Source organism: Bradyrhizobium manausense (genome assembly GCF_018130615.1).
Taxonomy (GTDB): domain Bacteria; phylum Pseudomonadota; class Alphaproteobacteria; order Rhizobiales; family Xanthobacteraceae; genus Bradyrhizobium; species Bradyrhizobium manausense_A.
Genome location: NZ_JAFCKB010000002.1, coordinates 43,669 through 62,190, shown reverse-complemented (window position 1 = coordinate 62,190; position 18,522 = coordinate 43,669). Strand labels below are relative to the sequence as shown.

General features: G+C 63.1%; 17 protein-coding genes, 1 tRNA gene and 1 pseudogene. 6 read left to right on the top strand and 13 right to left on the bottom strand.

The features are described from left to right. Positions 1 to 27: 27 nt before the first annotated feature. From acpS to rpoZ, 4 genes are all read right to left on the bottom strand, one after another. On the bottom strand, positions 28 to 447 hold the full coding sequence (gene acpS, locus JQ587_RS03960) for a holo-ACP synthase (protein WP_212301055.1): 420 nt from the start codon (positions 445 to 447) through the stop codon (positions 28 to 30). Next, positions 444 to 1,196, bottom strand: a complete 753-nt coding sequence (locus tag JQ587_RS03955; protein ID WP_212301056.1) for a pyridoxine 5'-phosphate synthase — start codon at positions 1,194 to 1,196, stop codon at positions 444 to 446. Before JQ587_RS03955 ends, acpS begins: the two co-directional genes overlap by 4 nt. A gap of 45 nt (positions 1,197 to 1,241) precedes the next feature. Then, positions 1,242 to 3,527 carry a RelA/SpoT family protein gene (locus JQ587_RS03950; RefSeq protein WP_212301057.1) on the bottom strand — a complete coding sequence of 762 codons (2,286 nt, stop codon included), beginning with the start codon at positions 3,525 to 3,527 and terminating at the stop codon, positions 1,242 to 1,244. Positions 3,528 to 3,737: 210 nt separating this feature from the next. Beyond that, positions 3,738 to 4,130, bottom strand: coding sequence for a DNA-directed RNA polymerase subunit omega (rpoZ, locus tag JQ587_RS03945; RefSeq protein WP_008133017.1), 393 nt, complete (start codon positions 4,128 to 4,130; stop codon positions 3,738 to 3,740). A 332-nt stretch (positions 4,131 to 4,462) separates the two neighbouring features. Here rpoZ and JQ587_RS03940 point away from each other — a divergent pair, with 332 nt between their 5' ends. Both JQ587_RS03940 and JQ587_RS03935 read left to right on the top strand, forming a co-directional pair. Next, positions 4,463 to 5,116 (top strand): LabA-like NYN domain-containing protein, encoded by a 654-nt coding sequence (locus tag JQ587_RS03940; protein ID WP_212301058.1) that lies wholly within the window; start codon positions 4,463 to 4,465, stop codon positions 5,114 to 5,116. Next, positions 5,097 to 5,771 (top strand): uracil-DNA glycosylase, encoded by a 675-nt coding sequence (locus JQ587_RS03935; RefSeq protein ID WP_212424466.1) that lies wholly within the window; start codon positions 5,097 to 5,099, stop codon positions 5,769 to 5,771. The genes JQ587_RS03940 and JQ587_RS03935 overlap by 20 nt, the downstream gene beginning before the upstream one ends. Here the strand turns inward: JQ587_RS03935 and JQ587_RS03930 are convergent. From JQ587_RS03930 to dapA, 4 genes are read right to left on the bottom strand one after another with little or no spacing between them, the layout of a single operon-like run. Further along, the gene (locus JQ587_RS03930; protein WP_212424465.1) at positions 5,768 to 6,349 is read right to left on the bottom strand and encodes a peroxiredoxin; all 582 of its coding nucleotides are present in this window, start codon (positions 6,347 to 6,349) and stop codon (positions 5,768 to 5,770) included. The two genes, JQ587_RS03935 and JQ587_RS03930, sit on opposite strands and share 4 nt — an antisense overlap. A 16-nt stretch (positions 6,350 to 6,365) precedes the next feature. Then, positions 6,366 to 6,839: an SsrA-binding protein SmpB gene (gene smpB, locus JQ587_RS03925; RefSeq protein WP_027530006.1), complete on the bottom strand. Its 474-nt coding sequence runs from the start codon at positions 6,837 to 6,839 to the stop codon at positions 6,366 to 6,368. A 59-nt stretch (positions 6,840 to 6,898) separates the two neighbouring features. Continuing rightward, the gene (mscL, locus tag JQ587_RS03920; protein ID WP_212301061.1) at positions 6,899 to 7,312 is read right to left on the bottom strand and encodes a large conductance mechanosensitive channel protein MscL; all 414 of its coding nucleotides are present in this window, start codon (positions 7,310 to 7,312) and stop codon (positions 6,899 to 6,901) included. Between the two features lie 47 nt (positions 7,313 to 7,359). After that, positions 7,360 to 8,250, bottom strand: a complete 891-nt coding sequence (gene dapA, locus JQ587_RS03915) for a 4-hydroxy-tetrahydrodipicolinate synthase (RefSeq protein WP_212301062.1) — start codon at positions 8,248 to 8,250, stop codon at positions 7,360 to 7,362. Positions 8,251 to 8,546: 296 nt separating this feature from the next. On the opposite strand from dapA, the gene JQ587_RS03910 reads away from it, so the two are divergent. Beyond that, a complete protein-coding gene (locus tag JQ587_RS03910; RefSeq protein WP_212424738.1) occupies positions 8,547 to 10,970 on the top strand; it encodes a transglycosylase SLT domain-containing protein in 2,424 nt (807 codons plus the stop codon). Positions 10,971 to 11,157: 187 nt separating this feature from the next. Then, positions 11,158 to 11,352: a hypothetical protein gene (locus JQ587_RS03905; RefSeq protein WP_212424464.1), complete on the top strand. Its 195-nt coding sequence runs from the start codon at positions 11,158 to 11,160 to the stop codon at positions 11,350 to 11,352. Between the two features lie 67 nt (positions 11,353 to 11,419). On the opposite strand, the pseudogene JQ587_RS37005 reads toward JQ587_RS03905, so the two are convergent. Together JQ587_RS37005 and JQ587_RS03900 are read right to left on the bottom strand one after the other, a co-directional pair. Continuing rightward, positions 11,420 to 11,563, bottom strand: a pseudogene (locus JQ587_RS37005) (recombinase family protein); the annotation flags it as partial. Between the two features lie 58 nt (positions 11,564 to 11,621). Then, complete coding sequence (locus JQ587_RS03900; RefSeq protein WP_212301063.1) at positions 11,622 to 13,175, bottom strand: porin; 1,554 nt, start codon at positions 13,173 to 13,175, stop codon at positions 11,622 to 11,624. Between the two features lie 659 nt (positions 13,176 to 13,834). Here JQ587_RS03900 and JQ587_RS03895 point away from each other — a divergent pair. After that, positions 13,835 to 13,927: transfer RNA gene (locus JQ587_RS03895), tRNA-Ser, on the top strand. A gap of 136 nt (positions 13,928 to 14,063) precedes the next feature. Here JQ587_RS03895 and JQ587_RS03890 read toward each other — a convergent pair. The 3 genes from JQ587_RS03890 to gatB all read right to left on the bottom strand — a co-directional run bounded on the left by JQ587_RS03890 (position 14,064) and on the right by gatB (position 17,657). After that, positions 14,064 to 14,285, bottom strand: coding sequence for a hypothetical protein (locus JQ587_RS03890; RefSeq protein ID WP_212301064.1), 222 nt, complete (start codon positions 14,283 to 14,285; stop codon positions 14,064 to 14,066). Positions 14,286 to 14,378: 93 nt separating this feature from the next. After that, the gene (locus JQ587_RS03885) at positions 14,379 to 14,645 is read right to left on the bottom strand and encodes a hypothetical protein (RefSeq protein ID WP_212301065.1); all 267 of its coding nucleotides are present in this window, start codon (positions 14,643 to 14,645) and stop codon (positions 14,379 to 14,381) included. Positions 14,646 to 16,172: 1,527 nt separating this feature from the next. After that, a complete protein-coding gene (gatB, locus tag JQ587_RS03880; protein ID WP_212424463.1) occupies positions 16,173 to 17,657 on the bottom strand; it encodes an Asp-tRNA(Asn)/Glu-tRNA(Gln) amidotransferase subunit GatB in 1,485 nt (494 codons plus the stop codon). A 205-nt stretch (positions 17,658 to 17,862) separates the two neighbouring features. On the opposite strand from gatB, the gene JQ587_RS03875 reads away from it, so the two are divergent. Next, the gene (locus tag JQ587_RS03875; protein WP_212424462.1) at positions 17,863 to 18,507 is read left to right on the top strand and encodes a CC0125/CC1285 family lipoprotein; all 645 of its coding nucleotides are present in this window, start codon (positions 17,863 to 17,865) and stop codon (positions 18,505 to 18,507) included. Positions 18,508 to 18,522 lie beyond the last annotated feature (15 nt).

Here is an 18,522-nt window from a genome sequence, read left to right as displayed (position 1 = left end):
GCAAATTATAAAATGATGGTATTGCCCTCAGGGCTTGGCCCGCGGCACGGCGGAAATGATCACGAAGGCCTGCGCCAACGGCCAGTCGTCGGTGATCGACAGGTCGATCTGCGCCTCGAATCCCTCCGGCGTCAGCGCCTGGAGCCGGGCCAGCGCCCCCCCGGTCAGCCGCATGGATGGCCGTCCCCCGGGGAGATTGACCACCCCCATGTCGCGCCACCAGACGCCCTGCCGGATGCCGGTCCCCAGTGCCTTCGAGCAGGCCTCCTTGGCGGCGAAGCGCTTGGCGTAGGTCGCCACCACCATCTTCTCGTTCTTGGCCCGGCGCTCGGCCTTGGCCCGCTCGGCCGCGGTGAAGATGCGGTCGAGGAAGCGCTCACCGTGGCGCTCCATCACCTTGGCCACGCGGGTAATGTCGATGAGGTCGGAGCCGATGCCGATGATCATGCCCGGCTCCGGCCGCGATCCATCGCGGCGCGCATTTTGCGCACCGTCTCGGCAAGACCGACGAACAGCGCCTCGCCGATCATGTAGTAGCCGATGTTGAGCTCCATGATCTCGGGCAGGCCGGCGATCGTCTCCGCCGTCGCATAGTCGAGCCCGTGGCCGGCATGCACTTCGAGCCCGGCGTCCCTGGCTAGCTTGACGCCCGCCACGATTCGCCGCCATTCGGCCTCGGCCTTGTCGGAGTGACCGTCGACCACGGCGTCGCACCAGGCACCGGTGTGGATCTCGATCACGGGCGCACGGAGCCGTGCCGCCATCTCGATCTGCGCGGGGTCGGCGGCGATGAACAGCGAGACGCGGATGCCGGCATCGCTCAGCCGCGCGATATAGGGCGCCAGCGCATTGTGCTGGCCGACCGCGTCGAGCCCGCCTTCCGTCGTCACCTCCTGGCGACGCTCCGGCACCAGGCATACCGCATGCGGCTTGGTCGCGAGCGAGATACGCATCATGTCGTCGGTCGCCGCCATCTCGAAATTCAGCGGCTTGGAGATCTCGGCCTTCAGCCGCGCCATGTCCTCGTCGCGGATGTGCCGGCGGTCTTCGCGCAAATGGGCGGTGATGCCGTCGGCACCGGCCTCGATCGCAAGCAGCGCGGCGCGGACCGGATCGGGATGGCGCCCGCCGCGAGCATTACGGACGGTCGCGACGTGATCGATATTGACACCGAGGCGGAGCGGAGATGCGGGCATTTCGGGACTCTCGAGATCGGAGAGACAGGCGACTGCGACAGACGCCTATCCATTAACACGTTCGACTTTGGCGACGACGGCCTTGGCGCGCAACTGCGCCAGGATCGCGCTCAAATGCTTGAGATCATAGACTTCGAGATCGATCGTTGTCTCCGTGAAGTCGGGCGAGCGGCGCTGCATGCTGATGTTGTCGATGTTGCCGTCGTGCTCGGCGATCACGGTCGCGATCTGCGCGAGCGCGCCGGGCTCGTTGACATTCTCGACCTTGATGCGCGCCGGGAAGCGCTGCGGCGCGGAGTCCTCGATGTCCCAGCGAACGTCGAGCCAGCGCTCCGGCTCCTCCTCGAAGTCCTTCAGCGCCGGCGACTGGATCGGATAGATCGTGATCCCCTCGCCCGGCGTGACGATGCCGACGATGCGATCGCCGGGCACGGCGCCGCCGTTCGGCGCGAACTTCACCGGCAGATCGGAATTGTTGCCGCCGATCGGAATCGCAACCGGGCTGCGTGACGGCTCCGGCGACTTCTCCTTGAGCTTGGCGGCGAGGCTCTTCTTGACGCCGTAGCGCGCGACACGCTCTTCCTTGTAGTCGGGATACATCGCGCGCGCGACGTGGGAGGCCTTGATCTCGCCGCGCCCGACCGCTGCCATCACGTCCTCGATCGAGGTGCGCGCCAGGCGTGGCAGCGCGCCCTTGAGCTTGTCATCGGCGTATTCGATCTTGGCGCGCTCGAACAGGCGCTCGACGATGCGCCGGCCGAGACCGACATATTGGTCGCGCACCGCGGTGCGCGTGGCGCGGCGGATCGCGGCGCGCGCCTTGCCGGTGGCTGCGAGCGTTTCCCAGGCCGATGGCGGGGCCGACTGCGCTTCCGAGGTCAGCACCTCGACCTCGTCGCCGTTCTGGAGCTCCGAGGACAGCGGCGCGAACTTGCCGTTGATCTTGCAGCCGACCGCGCTGTTGCCGACGTCGGTGTGCACCGCATAGGCGAAGTCGATCACATTGGCATGGCGCGGCAGCGCGATCAGCTTGCCCTTCGGGGTGAAGCAGAACACCTGGTCGTGGAACAGCTCGAGCTTGGTGTGCTCGAGGAACTCCTCGGGGTTGGCGCTCTCCGACAGGATGCCGATGGTGTGGCGCAGCCAGGCGAACGCATTGGACTCGCGCTTGAGGAATTCGGTCGGCGAGCCCACGCCTTCCTTGTAGAAGACATGCGCGGCAATGCCGCGCTCGGCGATCTGGTCCATCGCCTCGGTGCGGATCTGCAGCTCGACGCGCTGGTTGCCGGGGCCGATCACCGTGGTGTGGATCGATCGGTAGTCGTTCTGCTTCGGCGTCGAGATGTAGTCCTTGAAGCGTCCCGGCACGACCGGCCAGGTGGTGTGGACGATGCCGAGCGCGCGGTAGCAGGACTCGATGTCGTTGACGACGACACGGAAACCGAAGATGTCGGACAATTGCTCGAAGCCGACCGACTTGCGCTCCATCTTGGTCCAGATCGAAAACGGCTTCTTGCGGCGGCCATAGACCCGCGCGCCAAGACCCCTGTGACGCAGATTGTTGGAGAGCTGGTCCTCGATCTCGCCGATCAGGTTGCGGTTGCGCTCGGCGAGCGCATCGAGCCGCTGCATCACCACCGAATAGGCTTCGGGATCGAGGGTGCGGAAGGACAGATCCTCCAGCTCCTCGCGCATTTCCTGCATGCCCATGCGCCCGGCCAGCGGCGCGTAGATGTCGAGCGTCTCCTCGGCAATGCGCCGGCGTGATTCGGTCGGCACGAAGTCGAGCGTGCGCATGTTGTGCAGGCGGTCGGCGAGCTTGACCAGAAGCACGCGGACATCGTCGGCAATGGCCAGCAACAATTTACGCAGGTTCTCGGCCTGCTTGGCCTCGCGCGAGACCAGCTCCAGCCGCTTCAGCTTGGTCAGGCCCTCGACCAGCGCGCCGATCTCGGGGCCGAACAACTGGTCGATCTCGGCCCGCGTCGCCTCGGTGTCCTCGATCGTGTCGTGCAGCAGCGCGGCAACGATAGTGGCGTCGTCGAGCTTCAGGTCGGTGAGAATCGCCGCCACTTCGAGCGGGTGCGAGAAATACGGATCGCCGGAGGCGCGGGTCTGCGAGCCATGCGCCTTCATGGCGTAGACGTAGGCGCGGTTCAGCAGGTCTTCGTTGGTGTTCGGATTGTAGGACCGGACCCGTTCGACGAGGTCATATTGACGCATCATCCGCGCACGCGGCTTCGCTGGCCGTGCCACCGGCGCAGTCGGAGCCACGGCAACCGATTCGGTTGCGGCCTGCATCTGCGTGGGTCTGCGGCGTCGATACACCATGCCGTCCTGCCTTCAAACGGACCATCAGCCGGCCCGTTGTATACATCCTAAGCCCCGATCGCGGACGCCGCCGATCAATTCAGTGACAGGCGTACGGCGCGAGCCGGCAACGCTATGGTAACCACGAAAACGCCAACAAAAGCAAAGGCCCGAACAGGGGTTCGGGCCTTCGATAAGATCACAAGAAGTCGACAATCGCGAGTAAGACGATTACTCGTCCTCCTCGGGCTGCTCTTCCGGCGGCGCGAGGCCTTCGAGACCCTTCAGGAGCTCTTCTTCGGTCATGCGCTCCACAGCCACTTCGGTATCGTCTGCATCGACGCTGGCACCGGCGGAACCGATCAGTGGCACCGTGTCCGGCTCGGGCTCGTCCACCTCGACGAACTTCTGGAGGGAGTGCACCAGCTCCTCGCGCAGGTCCTCCGGCGAGATGGTCGTGTCGGCGATTTCACGCAAAGATACAACAGGGTTCTTGTCGTTATCGCGGTCAACCGTTAGTTGTGAACCGGACGAAATCATGCGGGCGCGGTGGGCGGCCAGCAAGACCAGGTCAAACCGGTTGTCGACCTTGTCGATACAATCTTCTACGGTGACGCGAGCCATGGACTGTCGCTCCGTTGTGGGTGGGACGAAATATGTGGATGATCGGGGCTAGTTATAGGGGAAGGGACGATTTCGCAAGGCCAATTTGTGATTTGGCCTCGCCAAACGGCTCTGCTACCCCCACATTGGGGCTGGGACGGGTGGTTTCCCGGGCTGCCATTGTGGGCGGCGCCGGGTGTATGAGAGTCCGCCATAACTATACCTTGATTGCCCCGACTTCTCCGGATTTGCGGTTTCGACGGGTTTCGGCGGCACTTTAGAACTGCGCGGCTTGCTGCCGCCGCGCCAACAATAAAACGATCAATCACGAACACACTACGCGAGCAAACTGAATGTCACCTTCCCCTACCAACAAGATCGCGCTCTTCATCGACGGGGCCAATCTTTACGCCACGGCGAAAACTCTCGGCTTCGATATCGACTACAAGCGCCTTCTGAAGGAATTTCAGAGCCGCGGGACGCTGCTGCGGGCGTTCTACTACACAGCGATCATCGAGGATCAGGAATATTCCTCGATACGTCCCCTGATCGACTGGCTCGACTACAACGGCTACACCGTCGTCACCAAGGCGACCAAAGAATTCATCGACGCCTCCGGCCGGCGCAAGGTCAAGGGCAATATGGATATCGAGCTCGCGGTGGATGCCATGGAGCTCGCAGAACACATCGACCAGATGGTGCTGTTCTCGGGTGACGGCGACTTCCGCTCGCTGGTCGAAGCGGTGCAGCGCCGCGGGGTGCGGGTCACTGTGATCTCCACCATCGCCAGCCAGCCGCCGATGATCGCCGACGAGCTGCGCCGCCAGGCTGACGTCTTCACCGACCTCGTCGAGCTGCAGTCCAAGCTTGGCCGCGACCCGTCCGAGCGCCCCGCCCCGCGTGATCGCGGCGAGCGCGAGGCACGCCACCACGCCCCGCAGTTCCTCCAGCGCGCGACCACGACCACGATGGCGCCGACGAGGGGCGATGACGACTTCGAGGAGTGAGTCGGCCCGGTCAAGCCGCCAGGCCCCCGCCCTCGTCCCCGACCGTGACTGCCCGCTCTGTCCGCGCTTGGTCGCCTTTCGCGAGGCGAACCGCGCGCGCGAGCCGTTGTGGCACAATGCTCCGGTTGCGCCCTTTGGCGACATCACGGCGCGCCTGCTGGTCGTCGGTCTCGCGCCGGGGATGCAAGGCGCAAACCGCACCGGCCGACCGTTCACAGGCGACTATGCCGGCGACCTGCTCTACGCCACCCTGCTCGAATACGGTTTCGCCAAAGGCAGCTATCAGGCCCGGCCCGACGACGGTTTGAAATTGGTCGACTGCCGGATCGCCAATGCCGTGCATTGCGTTCCGCCGCAGAACAAGCCGCTGCCGGTCGAGATCAACACCTGCCGCCAGTTTCTCGTCGCGAATCTCGAAACCATGCCGAAGCTGCGCGCAATCGTCGCTCTCGGGCGTATTGCGCACGACAGCGTGCTCAAGCCGCTGAAGCTGAAGGCCTCACAAGCGCCGTTCGGCCACGGCGCCGTGCACCAGGCCGGCGCGTTCAAGCTGTACGATAGCTACCACTGCTCCCGCTACAACACGAACACGGGCGTGCTGACGACGGACATGTTCCGCAGCGTGTTCGCCAGGGTGAAGGCGGATCTCGACTAACTCCTGGCGGGATTGGCCTTCAGCCAGTCCAGCACATCGCCCGCGTTCCGGTCGGGCGGGAACACCGGATAAAACACGTGCGCAATTTCGGCGTCGTCGATGATCAGAGCCAGGCGCTTGATCAGCGTCAGGCCCGCGACGTCCATGGTCGGCAGCTTGAGCGCGCGCGTGAGCGCCAGCTTCTCGTCCGAGAGCACCGGGAACGGCAGATGCAGCCGCGACGCCATCTCCGTCTGGTAGTCGTTGCTTTGGGTCGAGAGGCCAAACACCTGCGCGGCGCCTGCAGCCTTCAACTCGGCGAACAGGTCTCGAAACGCGCAAGTCTGCGGCGTGCATCCCCTCGCGCCGGGAATCATGTCCCAGTCGTCGACCAGCGAGATCTTGCCGGGCTCGCCGGTGCGTGGATAAGCGAACACCACGGTGCGGCCCGGGAGCGCCGACAGATTGACCGAAGTGTCGTTGGTCGCGAGCAGGCTGATCGCAGGTAGCGTCAGACCTTTGAGATGGGCGGCATCGCCATCGTCCGAGGGGGCGGGAATCTGGCTCCAATCAACCTCGAGCAGGTTCTTCTGGGTCATCCTGTCCCTCTCAGCCCTATCCCCTCGCTCGCATCAGCCGGCCCTTCTCCCGGCTCCAGTCGCGCTTCTTCTCGGTCTCGCGCTTGTCGTGCAGCTTCTTGCCCTTCGCAACCGCGAGCTGCAGCTTGGCCCGCCCGCGCTCGTTGAAATAGAGCTTGAGCGGAATCAGCGTCATGCCCTCCCGATCGACCGCGCCCATCAGCTTGTTGATCTGCCGGCGATGCAGCAGCAGCTTTCGCGGCCGCTTGGGCTCGTGGTTGAAGCGATTACCCTGGAGATATTCGGGAATGGTGGCGTTGATCAGCCAGATCTCGCCGTCCTTGGAGTCGGCGTAGGACTCCGCAATCGTGCTCTTGCCGTTGCGGATCGACTTGACCTCGGTTCCGGTCAGCGCAATCCCCGCCTCGATCGTATCCTCGATCGCATAGTTGAAGCGGGCCTTGCGATTTTCCGCCATGACCTTGATCGGACGTTCGTTCTTATCGGCCATGGACGTAAAACCTGATCGAGATACGCAGCGACGCTAACAGATTGGATGAAGCGCGCGCGTCACTTCTTGAGGAGATCGCGGATCTCGGTCAGCAGCACGACTTCCGCTGAAGGCTTCGGCGGCTCCGCGGGCTTGACCTCTTCCTTGCGCTTGAACTGGTTCATGGTGCGAATGACCATGAACAGCACGAAAGCGACGATCGCAAAGTTCACGATCAGGGTGAAGAAGCTGCCATAAGCCAGCACTGCGCCCTGCTTCTTGGCATCGGCGAGATTGTGCTCCGTGACCTTGCTCGAGAGTCCGATGAAGTAGTTGGAGAAGTCCAGGCCGCCGGTGATTGCGCCGATGATCGGCATGATGATGTCGTTCACCATCGACGTCACGATGGCACCGAAGGCGGCGCCGATGATGACCGCGACCGCGAGGTCGACGACATTGCCCTTCATGGCGAAGTCGCGGAATTCCTTCAGCATCGGTGATCCCCCTGAGTTGCCTGTGGCGATGAATTGACGAACGCTGCCTAGTTGATCAGGCCGGCGTGCACCATGGCGCTGCGCACGGCAACGCGGGTCGGTTCGGAGACCGGAACCATCGGCAGCCGCAGCGTCTCGTCGAATTTGCCGAGCAGCGACATCGCGTACTTGATCGGCGCCGGGTTGCTCTCGATGAAGAGGTTGTTGTGCAACGGCATCAGCTTATCGTGGATCGCAAGCGCTGCCTTGGTGTCCCCCTTCGCCCACGCGGCGTGGAACTCGGCGCACAGGCGCGGGGCGACGTTCGAGGTCACCGAGATGCAGCCATGGCCACCATGCGCCATGTAGCCGATGATGGTGGCGTCCTCACCAGAAAGCTGGTTGAAGTCCTCGCCCATCGCGGCGCGCTGCTGCGAGACGCGCACCATGCTGGCGGTGGCGTCCTTGACGCCGGCGATGTTCTTCAGCTCCCACAGCCGCTTCATGGTGTCGACCGACATGTCGATCACCGAGCGCGGCGGAATGTTGTAGATGATGATCGGAATGCCGATCGCATCGTTGATCGCCTTGAAGTGCTGGTACATGCCTTCCTGGGTCGGCTTGTTGTAGTAGGGCGTGACCACCAGCACGGCATTAGCGCCCGCCTTCTCGGCGTGCTGGGCGAGCTCGACCGCCTCCTTGGTCGAATTGGAGCCGGCGCCGGCGATCACGGGCACGCGGCCCTTGGCCTCCTCGATGCACCATTCGACGACCTTCTTGTGCTCGTCATGGCTGAGCGTCGGGCTCTCGCCGGTGGTGCCGACCGGGACCAGGCCGTTGGTGCCCTCGGAGATCTGCCAGTTGACCAGCGACCGGAACGCCGCCTCGTCCAGCGCGCCGTTCTTGAACGGCGTGACCAAGGCGGTGAACGACCCCCGGAATTTCGTCTTGGCTGCCATGGACTTCCTCCGTACGCGGCGCGAATTTAAAGCAAGCCCCATTCTTATCGGGTCTGTCCGGCCGGTAAAAGACCTGCTGCCGACTGACGCACCGTTTAGGCCGCGATTTTGCCGCTGTGGTGGTGCAAACCCGGCGGCGGTAAGCGGCTGTTGGTATTTTGTCCGCATATTCAATCAAATACAGCCAGATCTTGTACAGATAGGTCTTGGGCCAATTGACTGATTCGGGGCGACGAACCTCCGTGACCTCCTTTCCTGGTACTGCATGGCGATCCGCCGGTCTGGCCCTATGCCTGATGGCCGGCCTGTCGATCGGCTGCGTCGCCTTGGCCAAATCCAATGAGACAACCGACGACGCCGCGAAGGAACCGGCCAAGCAGGCGACCAAGGGAACCGCGAAGCCGTCACCCAAACCGCCTGCGAAGGACGGCACCAAGGGATCCGCCAAGGACACGGCCAAGGACACGGCGAAGAGCCCTGGCAAGGAAACCGCCAAGGGCGCGAGCAAGGGAGCAGCTGCCGCCCCGGCCAAGGACGCTGCGAACAAGGACACTGCGAAGAAACCTGCCGGCAAGGACGCAGCGAAGGACAAGCCCAAGCCCGCGGCAGCCGCTTCCACGCCAAAAGCGCGACCGGCAGCCAATGCCCCGGCCGTACACACCGCGCCAGCGGTCACGGCCACCGTCAGGCCCACGGCCCCGGCGCCCGCCCCCGCCTCTGCACGCCCCGTCGCAGCCCCCGTGCTGGCGCCCGCAACTCGCCAGCACGCCGCACCGCGCAAGCCGGTCACGCCAGCCGCGGTCGCGGCGACCTCCTCGACGTCGCAGGCCGACAAGGACACGCTCGAGAACGTCATCGAGCTCGTGCGCAAGCGCAAGCCAGGCGACGCCACCAGTTACGCCGATTCGATTTCCGATCCGGTCGCGCGAAAGCTCGCCGAATGGATCATCCTGCGCAGCGAGGACAACGGCGCGAGCGTCGAGCGCTACCGCGCCTTCCTCTCCGTCAATCCAAGCTGGCCGTCGCAGACCTTCCTGCGCCGGCGCCTCGAGGCTGCGATGTGGGACGACCGGCGCGACGATTCCGTCGGCTGGTCGTGGTTCGAGAACGAATCCCCCGTTTCGGCCAAGGGCCGCTTCGTGCTCGCCAAGGCGATGCTGGCGCGCGGCGACCGCGCCAATGCCGAACGGCTGGTGCGCGAGGCCTGGCGCAGCGATCCGATGTCGGAGGACACCGAGAACAACGCGCTCGATCAGTTCGGCGCCCTGCTGACGCCGGGCGACCAGAAGGCGCGAATGGACACGCTACTCTATGGCAGCGAGCACGAGGCGGCGCTGCGTGCGGCGAAAAGACTCGGCGCCGGCTACGTCGCACTCGCCAAGGCCCGCATCGCCTCCTTCAAGAAGGCGCCCAACACACGCGCGTTGCTGGAAGAAGTGCCGCGCGAGCTGCACAGCGATCCCGGCTTCATCTTCAGCAAGATCCAGCTGCTGCGTCGCGAGGAGAAGTTTGCCGAAGCGGCCCAGCTTATGCTGTCCGCACCGAAGGACCCGAACCGGCTCTACAATCTCGACGAATGGTGGATCGAGCGGCGCCTGCTCGCGCGCAAGATGATCGACACCGAGGACTTCCGCAGCGCCTATCTGATCGCGCGCGACGCAGCCCTCCCCACGCGCGACATCTACAAGACCGAGCAGGAGTTCACGGCGGGCTGGATCGCGCTGCGCTTCCTCAACGATCCCGCGGCGGCCGCCCAGCACTTTGCCCGCATCGGCGTCGGCAGCGTCAATCCGACCACGCTGGCGCGTGCCGGTTACTGGCAAGGGCGTGCGGCCGAAGCCGCCGGTCGCCAGCAGGAGGCGCGCAACGCCTATGCCCGCGCGGCCGAGCAATCCACCAGCTATTATGGCCAGCTCGCGCGCGCAAAACTGGGCTTGCCGCAGATCGAGCTGAGCAGCCAGCCGCGCGGCCGCGGCGCCGAACGGCTGGAGATCGTGCGCGCAGCGCAATTGCTCTATGAGCTCGACGAACGCGAGATGGCGGTGCCGATGCTTGCCGACATGGGCGAGAACGGCGATCCCGAGGCGCTGACCGGCCTCGGCGAGCTGACCCAGCGCTACAGCGACGCCCGCGGCATGCTGCTGGTCGGCAAGGCCGCTCTCAATCGCGGGCTGCCGTTCGATTTCTACGCCTATCCCGTCAACGGCATTCCGCAATTCACGCAGATCGGCCCCGAGGTCGAACGCAGCATCGTCTACGCGATCGCGCGACAGGAAAGCGCATTCAACCCCTCCGTGGTCTCGCCGGCGCAGGCCTATGGGTTGATGCAGGTGACGCCGGACGCCGCGCGCTACGTCTGCAAACGGCATGGCGCGACCTACGACCTGTCGCGGCTCAAGAACGATTCGTCCTACAACGCCACGCTCGGCGCGGCCGAGCTCGGCGGTCTGCTCGAGGACTATCGCGGCTCCTACATCATGACCTTCGCCGCCTACAATGCGGGGCGCGGCAGTGTGAAGAAGTGGATCGACCGCTACGGCGACCCGCGCGACGCCAAGGTCGACGCGGTCGACTGGGTGGAGCTGATTCCCTTCTCCGAGACGCGCAATTACGTGCAGCGGATCATGGAGAATCTTCAGGTCTACCGCGCCCGCTTCGGCGGCGGCACGCGGCTGCAGATCGAGGCCGATTTGCGCCGCGGCGCCGGCAGCGTCGAATAGAGCCACGCTCTCTCGGACGGAAGAAACTCGCCTCCGAACTCAGCGAAAACGCCCAGCCGAATACGTTGACGCCCGCCAGCCGGATCCTTCCGCAGACCGGCAAGCCTGACATTGCTTTTGTCTTGTCGTTAGGGCTGGATGCGAACAGTTTTTTCCATCACGACCCTTTTTTCCATCGGAGGCACCTATGTTTAAAACGATTGCACTAACGGTTTTGCTCCTGGCTCCCGTCAGTTCAGCGGCATTGGCACAAACAGCGCAAAAAAAGGTCGACATGTCGGCTAAACGCGAACGCTGCGCAGACGAAGGCCGGAAGATGGGGCTTTTCCGCGGCGTTACCGGCGGATTGAGCCAGTACGTGGCGAGTTGCGTGAAGCGCTAACGCGTGCCGCGCGTGCCACCAAGTGTCGTTGCGGTAATCGGGCGGCCAAGGGCTCTCTGAAGGAAAAGCGCTTCTCAGAGCGGATCAGGTCGCAGCCTGCCGCGCGCAATGCGTTCTCTTGAACATCAAGGTTCTGGTCGGTGGTGCTTACGCGAGCACATCCGATAACGGTCGTCTGAGGAGGCCGCCGGTATACCGCCCCAAATGCCAACCCAAAAAACAAAAGCCCCCGGCGGTTTCCCGCCGGGGGCTCTGTCGACAGATCGATCTTAGAACGTGCGGTTAGCGCGGAGCAGCAGGGTCAGCGAGTTCTGATCCTTCAGCTCATACACAGCGCCCGGCTTGGCCCAGATCGCGGTGGCCGGAGCAGTGATCGTGCCGGAGTACTTCTGATCCAGGCGCGTCCAGCTCAGGTCCGCCGTGAACGCCAGGTTCTTGACCGGGGTCCAGTTGGTGTTCACGCCGATAACACCGAAAGCGAAGTCCGGGTTACAGGTCGCGGTGGCGGTACCGAAAGCGGCAGTGAAGTTACCGCAGATCAGAGCCTTGGCGTTGCTGGTGTAGCTCAGCTGAGCATAGCCACCGTAGAGGCCGCTCGACCAGTAGGGGTTCCAGTTGTGGGTGTAGCCACCGCGGACGCCCCAGGTCTTGACGGTCTCGATGCTGCCGCCAGCGCCGAAGACGCCGTCAGCAATGCCAGCGAAACCAATGCTCTGGTAAGCGCCGACGCCCGAGCCGCTGAACATCGCGAACTGCTGCGGGAACAGGACCTGGAAGTTCTCACGGGACATGCCATCGGTGTAGACGGCGTTCAAGTTGATCGAGTCACCCGCACCAGTCGGGATGTTCTTGATCGACAAGGCGCCCTGCACAGCCCAACCCCACTTGTCGGAAGGATGACCGGTGGGTTCAGTCGTGCCGTAGTAGCCGGGATGCAGGTCATGCGCGGCAACCGAGATCTGGCCGAGACCCCAGGCCTGGTCGACACGGAGAGCGCCGACGATGTCGGGGGAGCGCGTTCCACCCCAAGCGTTGACACCGTACTGGCCCTGGATGAGGGCAGCAGCGGCAGCCGTGGTGGCGGAGGTGATGGTCGGAAGGCCCGTAGTGGCGCTAACCGAGCCGGACGCCGCGAAGCCGTTCACGTTCCAGAGGTTGCCCTGACCGTTGGACTGGGTGTCCGGGCTTTCCAAGGCCAGCGAGCCGGTGATGCCCTGACCGAAGTCAGCGGTATAGGCGAACTGGTTGACACCGGTCACGTGGTTGGAGCCGCCCGGAACGGTATCGGGACCGCCTGCGTTGTAGGACTGCCACGGAGCGTCGAAGATCGAGACCGTGCGGCCCATGGTGAAGCCAGCGAACTGGATGAACGCATGGTACAGGCCGAGGGTGGCGCCGCCAGCAGCGAACGTCGCCGGGCTGCTGCCGGTGATGTTGCCGGTGTCGTAGCTGAAGATCATGTCAGCATAGGTGCGGACAACACCGTATTCGGTCGCCGTGCGGGTATCGACGTTGAGGTCCATACGAGCGCGGGTGTAGTAGTAGTTGGTCAAACGGTTGTTCGACCCGCCGTTCGCGGTGGCCTGGCTGTTGTTGAAGCCATAGTCATTCGCGCCGCCGAGAACTGCGTCAGCGCGGGCATAACCGCTCAGCTTGATGCAGGTGTCGGTGCCCGGGATGTAGTAGAAACCCGCACCGTACAGGGAGCAGATCTTCACGTATTCGACCGCCTTGGCCTTCACGGGGAGATCGGCTGCTTGTGCTCCGCCCACGGCGATCAGACCCGCCGCTGAGCCGAGCAAAAGGCTCTTAACCAACTTCATGTTAAACCTCCAAGTTGCTCTTCAGGGAAGGTCACTGACCCGAACGGCCAATTCCCCAACCCCCTCTAAATCACCGCCTTGGCCACCTTCGCGTCTTCGGACACACCCGCATGAACGCGAGGGACTTAAGCGAAAGACCTAAACGGGACGACCTTGGGATGCCCCCCTCCGTCGCCCGTTCACAATTACCGAACGTCCTTGCACACACAACAAGAGAACGCTCCGAAACGGGCCCATGAAGTCTGTTTTCCGAAGGGTGTTGCACAAATAACACGCGGATGTGATCGGATGGCTCCCGTAACCAATTGTTATTATTTATCTTTTTTTACGGGTTCCATTTCGTCCAAAGTTCCCGGCCTGCACGACTGGCGAGCCGACTTACGCACCCGCACGGTTCTGGAACGCTCGAATCGAGGAATCGGCACGAAGACTCAGCGGGATGTGTAATGCTCGGTAACGTTCGGTGATCCCGGGAGGGACCCGCGCAATCCGGCTCCGCCTCGCGCGTGGAATAGACACTCTATGAGGCCGAAGCGGCTCGAGAGATCGGGGAATCAGGACGGGCATCCCGGCCGCTAGAAATCGTTGGGAATATTTGAACGAAAACACACGCTTCCAAATTGACCCACCCAAGCAATTAGATGCATAAGGCTCGCACCGGAGAGGTGGCCGAGTGGCTGAAGGCAACGCTTTGCTAAAGCGTCATACGGTCTCAAGCTGTATCGAGGGTTCGAATCCCTCTCTCTCCGCCACCCAGCGGCAGAATCAAGGTCTGCGCGTTCCTTCCTCTGAAGACGATTGTGGCGCGGCTGCAAAAGCCTGGCGCAAGGATCCGCGCGGCTGAGCTCAGCCCGATTCGCGTCTCCTCTTATATAAGTGTGCGTGCACCTAGATGCGCGACCGCCAGATCCGCCAGTGCGAGGGCGATATCAGCACGGCCTCGTCCGCCCAGACATTGAACCAGACGCCGGCCTTGCGGCGGCATGGAAAGGTCAGCGGCAGAATACCGGTCTTGTGCGGCCGGCCGAGTTCCAGATCGCAATCATCGGGCGCGATCTGAATCGGTAGCCATCGGCCCGGTCCAGCGTCAGTCTTGTCGGGATCGCTCATGCCGTGCGGGTCTAATCGGCGGCACGACGCGGGAACTTGATTCAGCGCAACCCAATAGTCCCGCGAAAGCACGGGACGGCTGCGGTTCCCAGATCAATGAGCGGACACCCACGCCCTCGCCTCACGCTGCGCGACCGAGATCTCGGACTCCGACATCTGGCCGGCCACTTCCTGGCGCAGCGCGACGGCGTCCTTGCGGCCCTTCAGGGCGGCGAGGTTGAACCATTTGTGCGCGGCGACGAGGTCGACCAGGCCCGAGCGGCCGCTCGCCCAATAGATCCCGCGCTCGAACAGAACGTCCGACAGCGTGCTCGAATCGATCGGCGTTGCCGTATCGAGATCGAAAGTCCCCTGAAACATAACGCATCCCCTTTTTCTTTGTGCCGCCTCGTTCCCCCGAGCGCGGCTCCCGTCCAACTCTGATTTGCGTGATCCTTCCGGGTCACGCGTTGCTCAACTCATCCCCGAGTCTTCTTTCGACTCTTCTTGCCCGAATGCCGTTTGCCGGCTTGTTGGAGGCGATGATGGCGGGCAAATTTGAATGGCAGTTTAAGTATCGCGATGAAGCAGACGTAAACGCGGGGCTGCGCCACTCGCGCCGGAAATTCAAGAAGTCCCCGATTTGCAGGGACTTCTGCAATTCGTCAGATTTGGTTTACTCTGGGATTTTGGGACATCGATAACCATCGCGCGCGGTGGCGCGTGTCCTGCGGCGCCTCCTCCGGCTGTCGTCGCCCGTCTGTGCGCGAGTTGCGCGCTGCAGCGGGTGCTCAATATTCCAGAGGCGCCAATCGCTGACACCGCGCGCGGAGAAGCGCCGCGCTGATGGCGCGCGATCACGCCGTAGCCCTCGCCTGCTCCAAGGCCTCGCAGCCAAGCACGGCAAAGCGGCTATGCCGCGGTCAGATCAACAATGTCGGGAAAGGAATGCCGGCAATACCCCGGCCTCAGGGAACGAGGGCGTCGGCGAACACGTCAGGACCAGATTCCAAATGGCCCGAAGGCCGCTGTGGAATTGCGGAGCTCTTTTGAAGGAGACCCGCACCGATCGAAGAAAACTTTGTTTCTTCTGCCGGACCGGACTTTGACGAGCAAGCTCGCGAAGTTGACGATCCGACCGTTGACCTGATGTCTCGCCGACACCCTCTATCGTCGACCAGAACCTCTAGGAGGCGCTGATGACGTGCCAGCTACAAGGAGCCGGCAACTTCAGAAGCGAAGTTACTTCTTCTTCGCGACCTTGCGGGTCTTCTTCGCAGTCTTCTTCACTGCGCTCTTCGCCTTCTTTACCTTCTTCGCCTTCTTCGCTTTCTTGGCCATGTTGCCCTCCGATGTGTGAGATGGCTTTAATCGCTGCATGCATTCGGGGATCGAGTGCACACTCATTCCGAATACACCAACACGACGAAAAAAACATCTTCTCACTTAAGGAAGTGTTGACGACGCAGCGCGCGTGCGCCAGCCGCGCTTGATTTGCCGACACCGAGAGACACGCGTCGGCGATTGCAAATGCATCTCGCAGCATCGACGTCGGCAAGCGTAGCGATTGCAGGAAAACGCTATGCAGCAAGTATTATTCTGCGCGCGTGCATCACGCCTGATCGGCGCGATGATGCGCGCTGCAACGCGCGCGATGGTGTCGCCGGGCAGAGTCGCGGACTCTGAGTCGCGAATTTTGGCAACGAAATTATTTTCATGCTTAACGGCGGAGGCGCTCGTCAGAGCGTGTGCAAGTCGCCGTTTTGCGCGAATCGCGCGACCGCGATTCGCATCTGCACCGTGGCCTCAACGGGATGAAGTTGGATGTCGGCGATGCGTGCGCGCGTCTCGTCTCGACGTCGCGCGAGGTGACGAAGCGTGTCCGTCACCTCCTTCAAACGTATAACGTCAGATGCCGAGCTTGGACTTGAGTAGATCATTGACGGCCTGCGGGTTCGCCTTGCCGCCGGATGACTTCATCACCTGGCCAACGAACCAGCCGAGCGACTGCGGCTTGTCCTTCACCTGCGCAGCCTTGTCCGGATTGGCCGCGATGATGTCGTCGACAACCTTTTCGATCGCCGAGAGATCCGTGACCTGCTTCATGCCGCGGCTTTCGACCAGCGCACGAGGGTCGCCGCCCTCCTGCCAGACGATCTCGAACAGATCTTTGGCGATCTTGCCGGAGATCGTGCCCTCGCCGATCAGGTCGATGATCGCAGCGAGCTGCTCGGATGAGACCGGAGAGCCCGTAATATCCCGGCCTTCCTTGTTGAGACGGCCGAACAGCTCGTTGATCACCCAGTTCGCCGCCATCTTGCCGTCGCGGGCGCGGTTGGCGAGCTTGTCGAGCACCGTCTCGTAGAACACCGCACTCTCGCGCTCGGCGACCAGCACGCTCGCATCGTAAGCCGACAGGCCGAAATCTGCGACAAAGCGTGTCTTCTTCTGATCCGGCAGCTCCGGCAGCTTCGCCTTCAGCTCGTCGACGAAGGTCTGGCTGAACTCCAGCGGCAGCAAATCCGGATCGGGGAAGTAGCGGTAGTCATGTGCCTCTTCCTTCGAGCGCATCGAGCGCGTCTCGCCCTTGTTGGGATCGTAGAGCCGCGTCTCCTGGTCGATCTGGCCGCCCTCCTCGAGGATTTCGATCTGGCGTCGCGCTTCGTACTCGATCGCCTGGCCGATGAAGTTGATCGAGTTCATGTTCTTGATCTCGCAGCGCGTGCCGAGCGGCGCACCCGGCTTGCGCACGGAGACGTTGACGTCGGCGCGCAAGCTCCCCTTCTCCATGTCGCCGTCGCAGGTGCCGAGATAGCGCAGGATCGAACGAAGCTTGGTCACGTAGGCCTTGGCCTGCTCGGCATCGCGGATGTCGGGCTTGGAGACGATCTCCATCAGCGCCACGCCGGAGCGGTTGAGATCCACATTGGACATGGTCGGAGATCGATCGTGCAGCAACTTGCCGGCGTCCTGCTCGAGATGCAGCCGCTCGATGCCGATGGAGACGCTGCGACCGCCGTCGAGCTCGACCACCACTTCGCCTTCGCCCACCACGGGCGATTTGTACTGGCTGATCTGGTAGCCCTGCGGCAGGTCTGGATAGAAATAGTTTTTCCGGTCGAACACCGAGCGCAGGTTGATCTTTGCGTTGAGGCCAAGCCCGGTCCGGACAGCCTGCCTGACGCATTCCTCGTTGATCACGGGCAACATGCCCGGCATCGCGGCGTCCACCAGCGACACGTGGCTGTTCGGCTCGCCGCCGAACTCCGTGGAAGCGCCGGAGAACAATTTCGACTTCGACGTCACCTGGGCATGGATCTCCATGCCGATGACCATCTCCCAGTCACCGGTGGCGCCTTTGAGAAGCTTGTGGGATGCGGCTGGTGCGTTCATCGGTCTCGGGGTCCAGATCAGATCATATCGGGGATGGCTGGGCTTCGCGCAACGGGTTGCGCCAGTCAAGCCAGAGAAGGCGGCGTGCGGACGGCAGCACAGCCTGCACCTCCGCCATCTCGCCTGCGCAATGCCGCCGGCGCCGCGCACTCAGGCATTGACGCAAACCCCTGATGCACCATAAAGGTTGCGCAGGGGGCAATGCATGTTTTTTCGCGTTTCGATGCTGGCGGCTGCAGCTGCCATTCTTGTGTCATGCTCGACGCCTTATCAGCAATCAGGCTTCACCGGAGGGTCCGACGTCAAGGAGCTGAGGCCGGACGTCTACCGCGTGACCTTCCAGGGCAATGGTTACACCACCCGCGAGAGCGTTCAGGTCTATTGGCTCTATCGCTCGGCCCAGCTGGCGGTCGAAAAGGGTTTTGCCGGATTTGAAATCCTGTCGGACATTCAATTCGTGATGCGGCGGCCGCCGGCGGACGATCGTCGCCCTCGCCTCGCTGTTGCCGTGCCGTCGCTGCGCACCCATATTCCCGTCTCGCCACAGGAAGCCGCCGATTTCAGGATCCGGGACGACGATCTCGCCATGCGGCCGGATGAGCCGGTCAGGCTTGCGCGCGGCGGCGGTGTCTTCATCTACACCGGCGGCGGAGCGGCCTCGCCAAAGCCCGGGCTCGAGGCCGACGTGCACTTCCTCCCCGCGCCCGTCGTGGCGGCACCGCCCAAAGTGTTCGACGCCAAGGCGCTGATCGCCCAGCTCGAGCCGCTCATCAAGGCAGAACGGTGTAACCTCGGCAATGTCTGCCCGCATGTTCACGAATACCTGCTGCCGAAGGGAACGCTGCGATAATAGCGTCCGGCGAGA

Coding starts and splice junctions, on each gene's coding strand:
- acpS (WP_212301055.1), bottom strand. CDS start 447: ATGATCATCGGCATCGGCTCCGACCTCATCGACATTACCCGCGTGGCC.
- JQ587_RS03955 (WP_212301056.1), bottom strand. CDS start 1,196: ATGCCCGCATCTCCGCTCCGCCTCGGTGTCAATATCGATCACGTCGCG.
- JQ587_RS03950 (WP_212301057.1), bottom strand. CDS start 3,527: ATGGTGTATCGACGCCGCAGACCCACGCAGATGCAGGCCGCAACCGAA.
- rpoZ (WP_008133017.1), bottom strand. CDS start 4,130: ATGGCTCGCGTCACCGTAGAAGATTGTATCGACAAGGTCGACAACCGG.
- JQ587_RS03940 (WP_212301058.1), top strand. CDS start 4,463: ATGTCACCTTCCCCTACCAACAAGATCGCGCTCTTCATCGACGGGGCC.
- JQ587_RS03935 (WP_212424466.1), top strand. CDS start 5,097: ATGACGACTTCGAGGAGTGAGTCGGCCCGGTCAAGCCGCCAGGCCCCC.
- JQ587_RS03930 (WP_212424465.1), bottom strand. CDS start 6,349: ATGACCCAGAAGAACCTGCTCGAGGTTGATTGGAGCCAGATTCCCGCC.
- smpB (WP_027530006.1), bottom strand. CDS start 6,839: ATGGCCGATAAGAACGAACGTCCGATCAAGGTCATGGCGGAAAATCGC.
- mscL (WP_212301061.1), bottom strand. CDS start 7,312: ATGCTGAAGGAATTCCGCGACTTCGCCATGAAGGGCAATGTCGTCGAC.
- dapA (WP_212301062.1), bottom strand. CDS start 8,250: ATGGCAGCCAAGACGAAATTCCGGGGGTCGTTCACCGCCTTGGTCACG.
- JQ587_RS03910 (WP_212424738.1), top strand. CDS start 8,547: ATGGCCGGCCTGTCGATCGGCTGCGTCGCCTTGGCCAAATCCAATGAG.
- JQ587_RS03905 (WP_212424464.1), top strand. CDS start 11,158: ATGTTTAAAACGATTGCACTAACGGTTTTGCTCCTGGCTCCCGTCAGT.
- JQ587_RS03900 (WP_212301063.1), bottom strand. CDS start 13,175: ATGAAGTTGGTTAAGAGCCTTTTGCTCGGCTCAGCGGCGGGTCTGATC.
- JQ587_RS03890 (WP_212301064.1), bottom strand. CDS start 14,285: ATGAGCGATCCCGACAAGACTGACGCTGGACCGGGCCGATGGCTACCG.
- JQ587_RS03885 (WP_212301065.1), bottom strand. CDS start 14,645: ATGTTTCAGGGGACTTTCGATCTCGATACGGCAACGCCGATCGATTCG.
- gatB (WP_212424463.1), bottom strand. CDS start 17,657: ATGAACGCACCAGCCGCATCCCACAAGCTTCTCAAAGGCGCCACCGGT.
- JQ587_RS03875 (WP_212424462.1), top strand. CDS start 17,863: ATGTTTTTTCGCGTTTCGATGCTGGCGGCTGCAGCTGCCATTCTTGTG.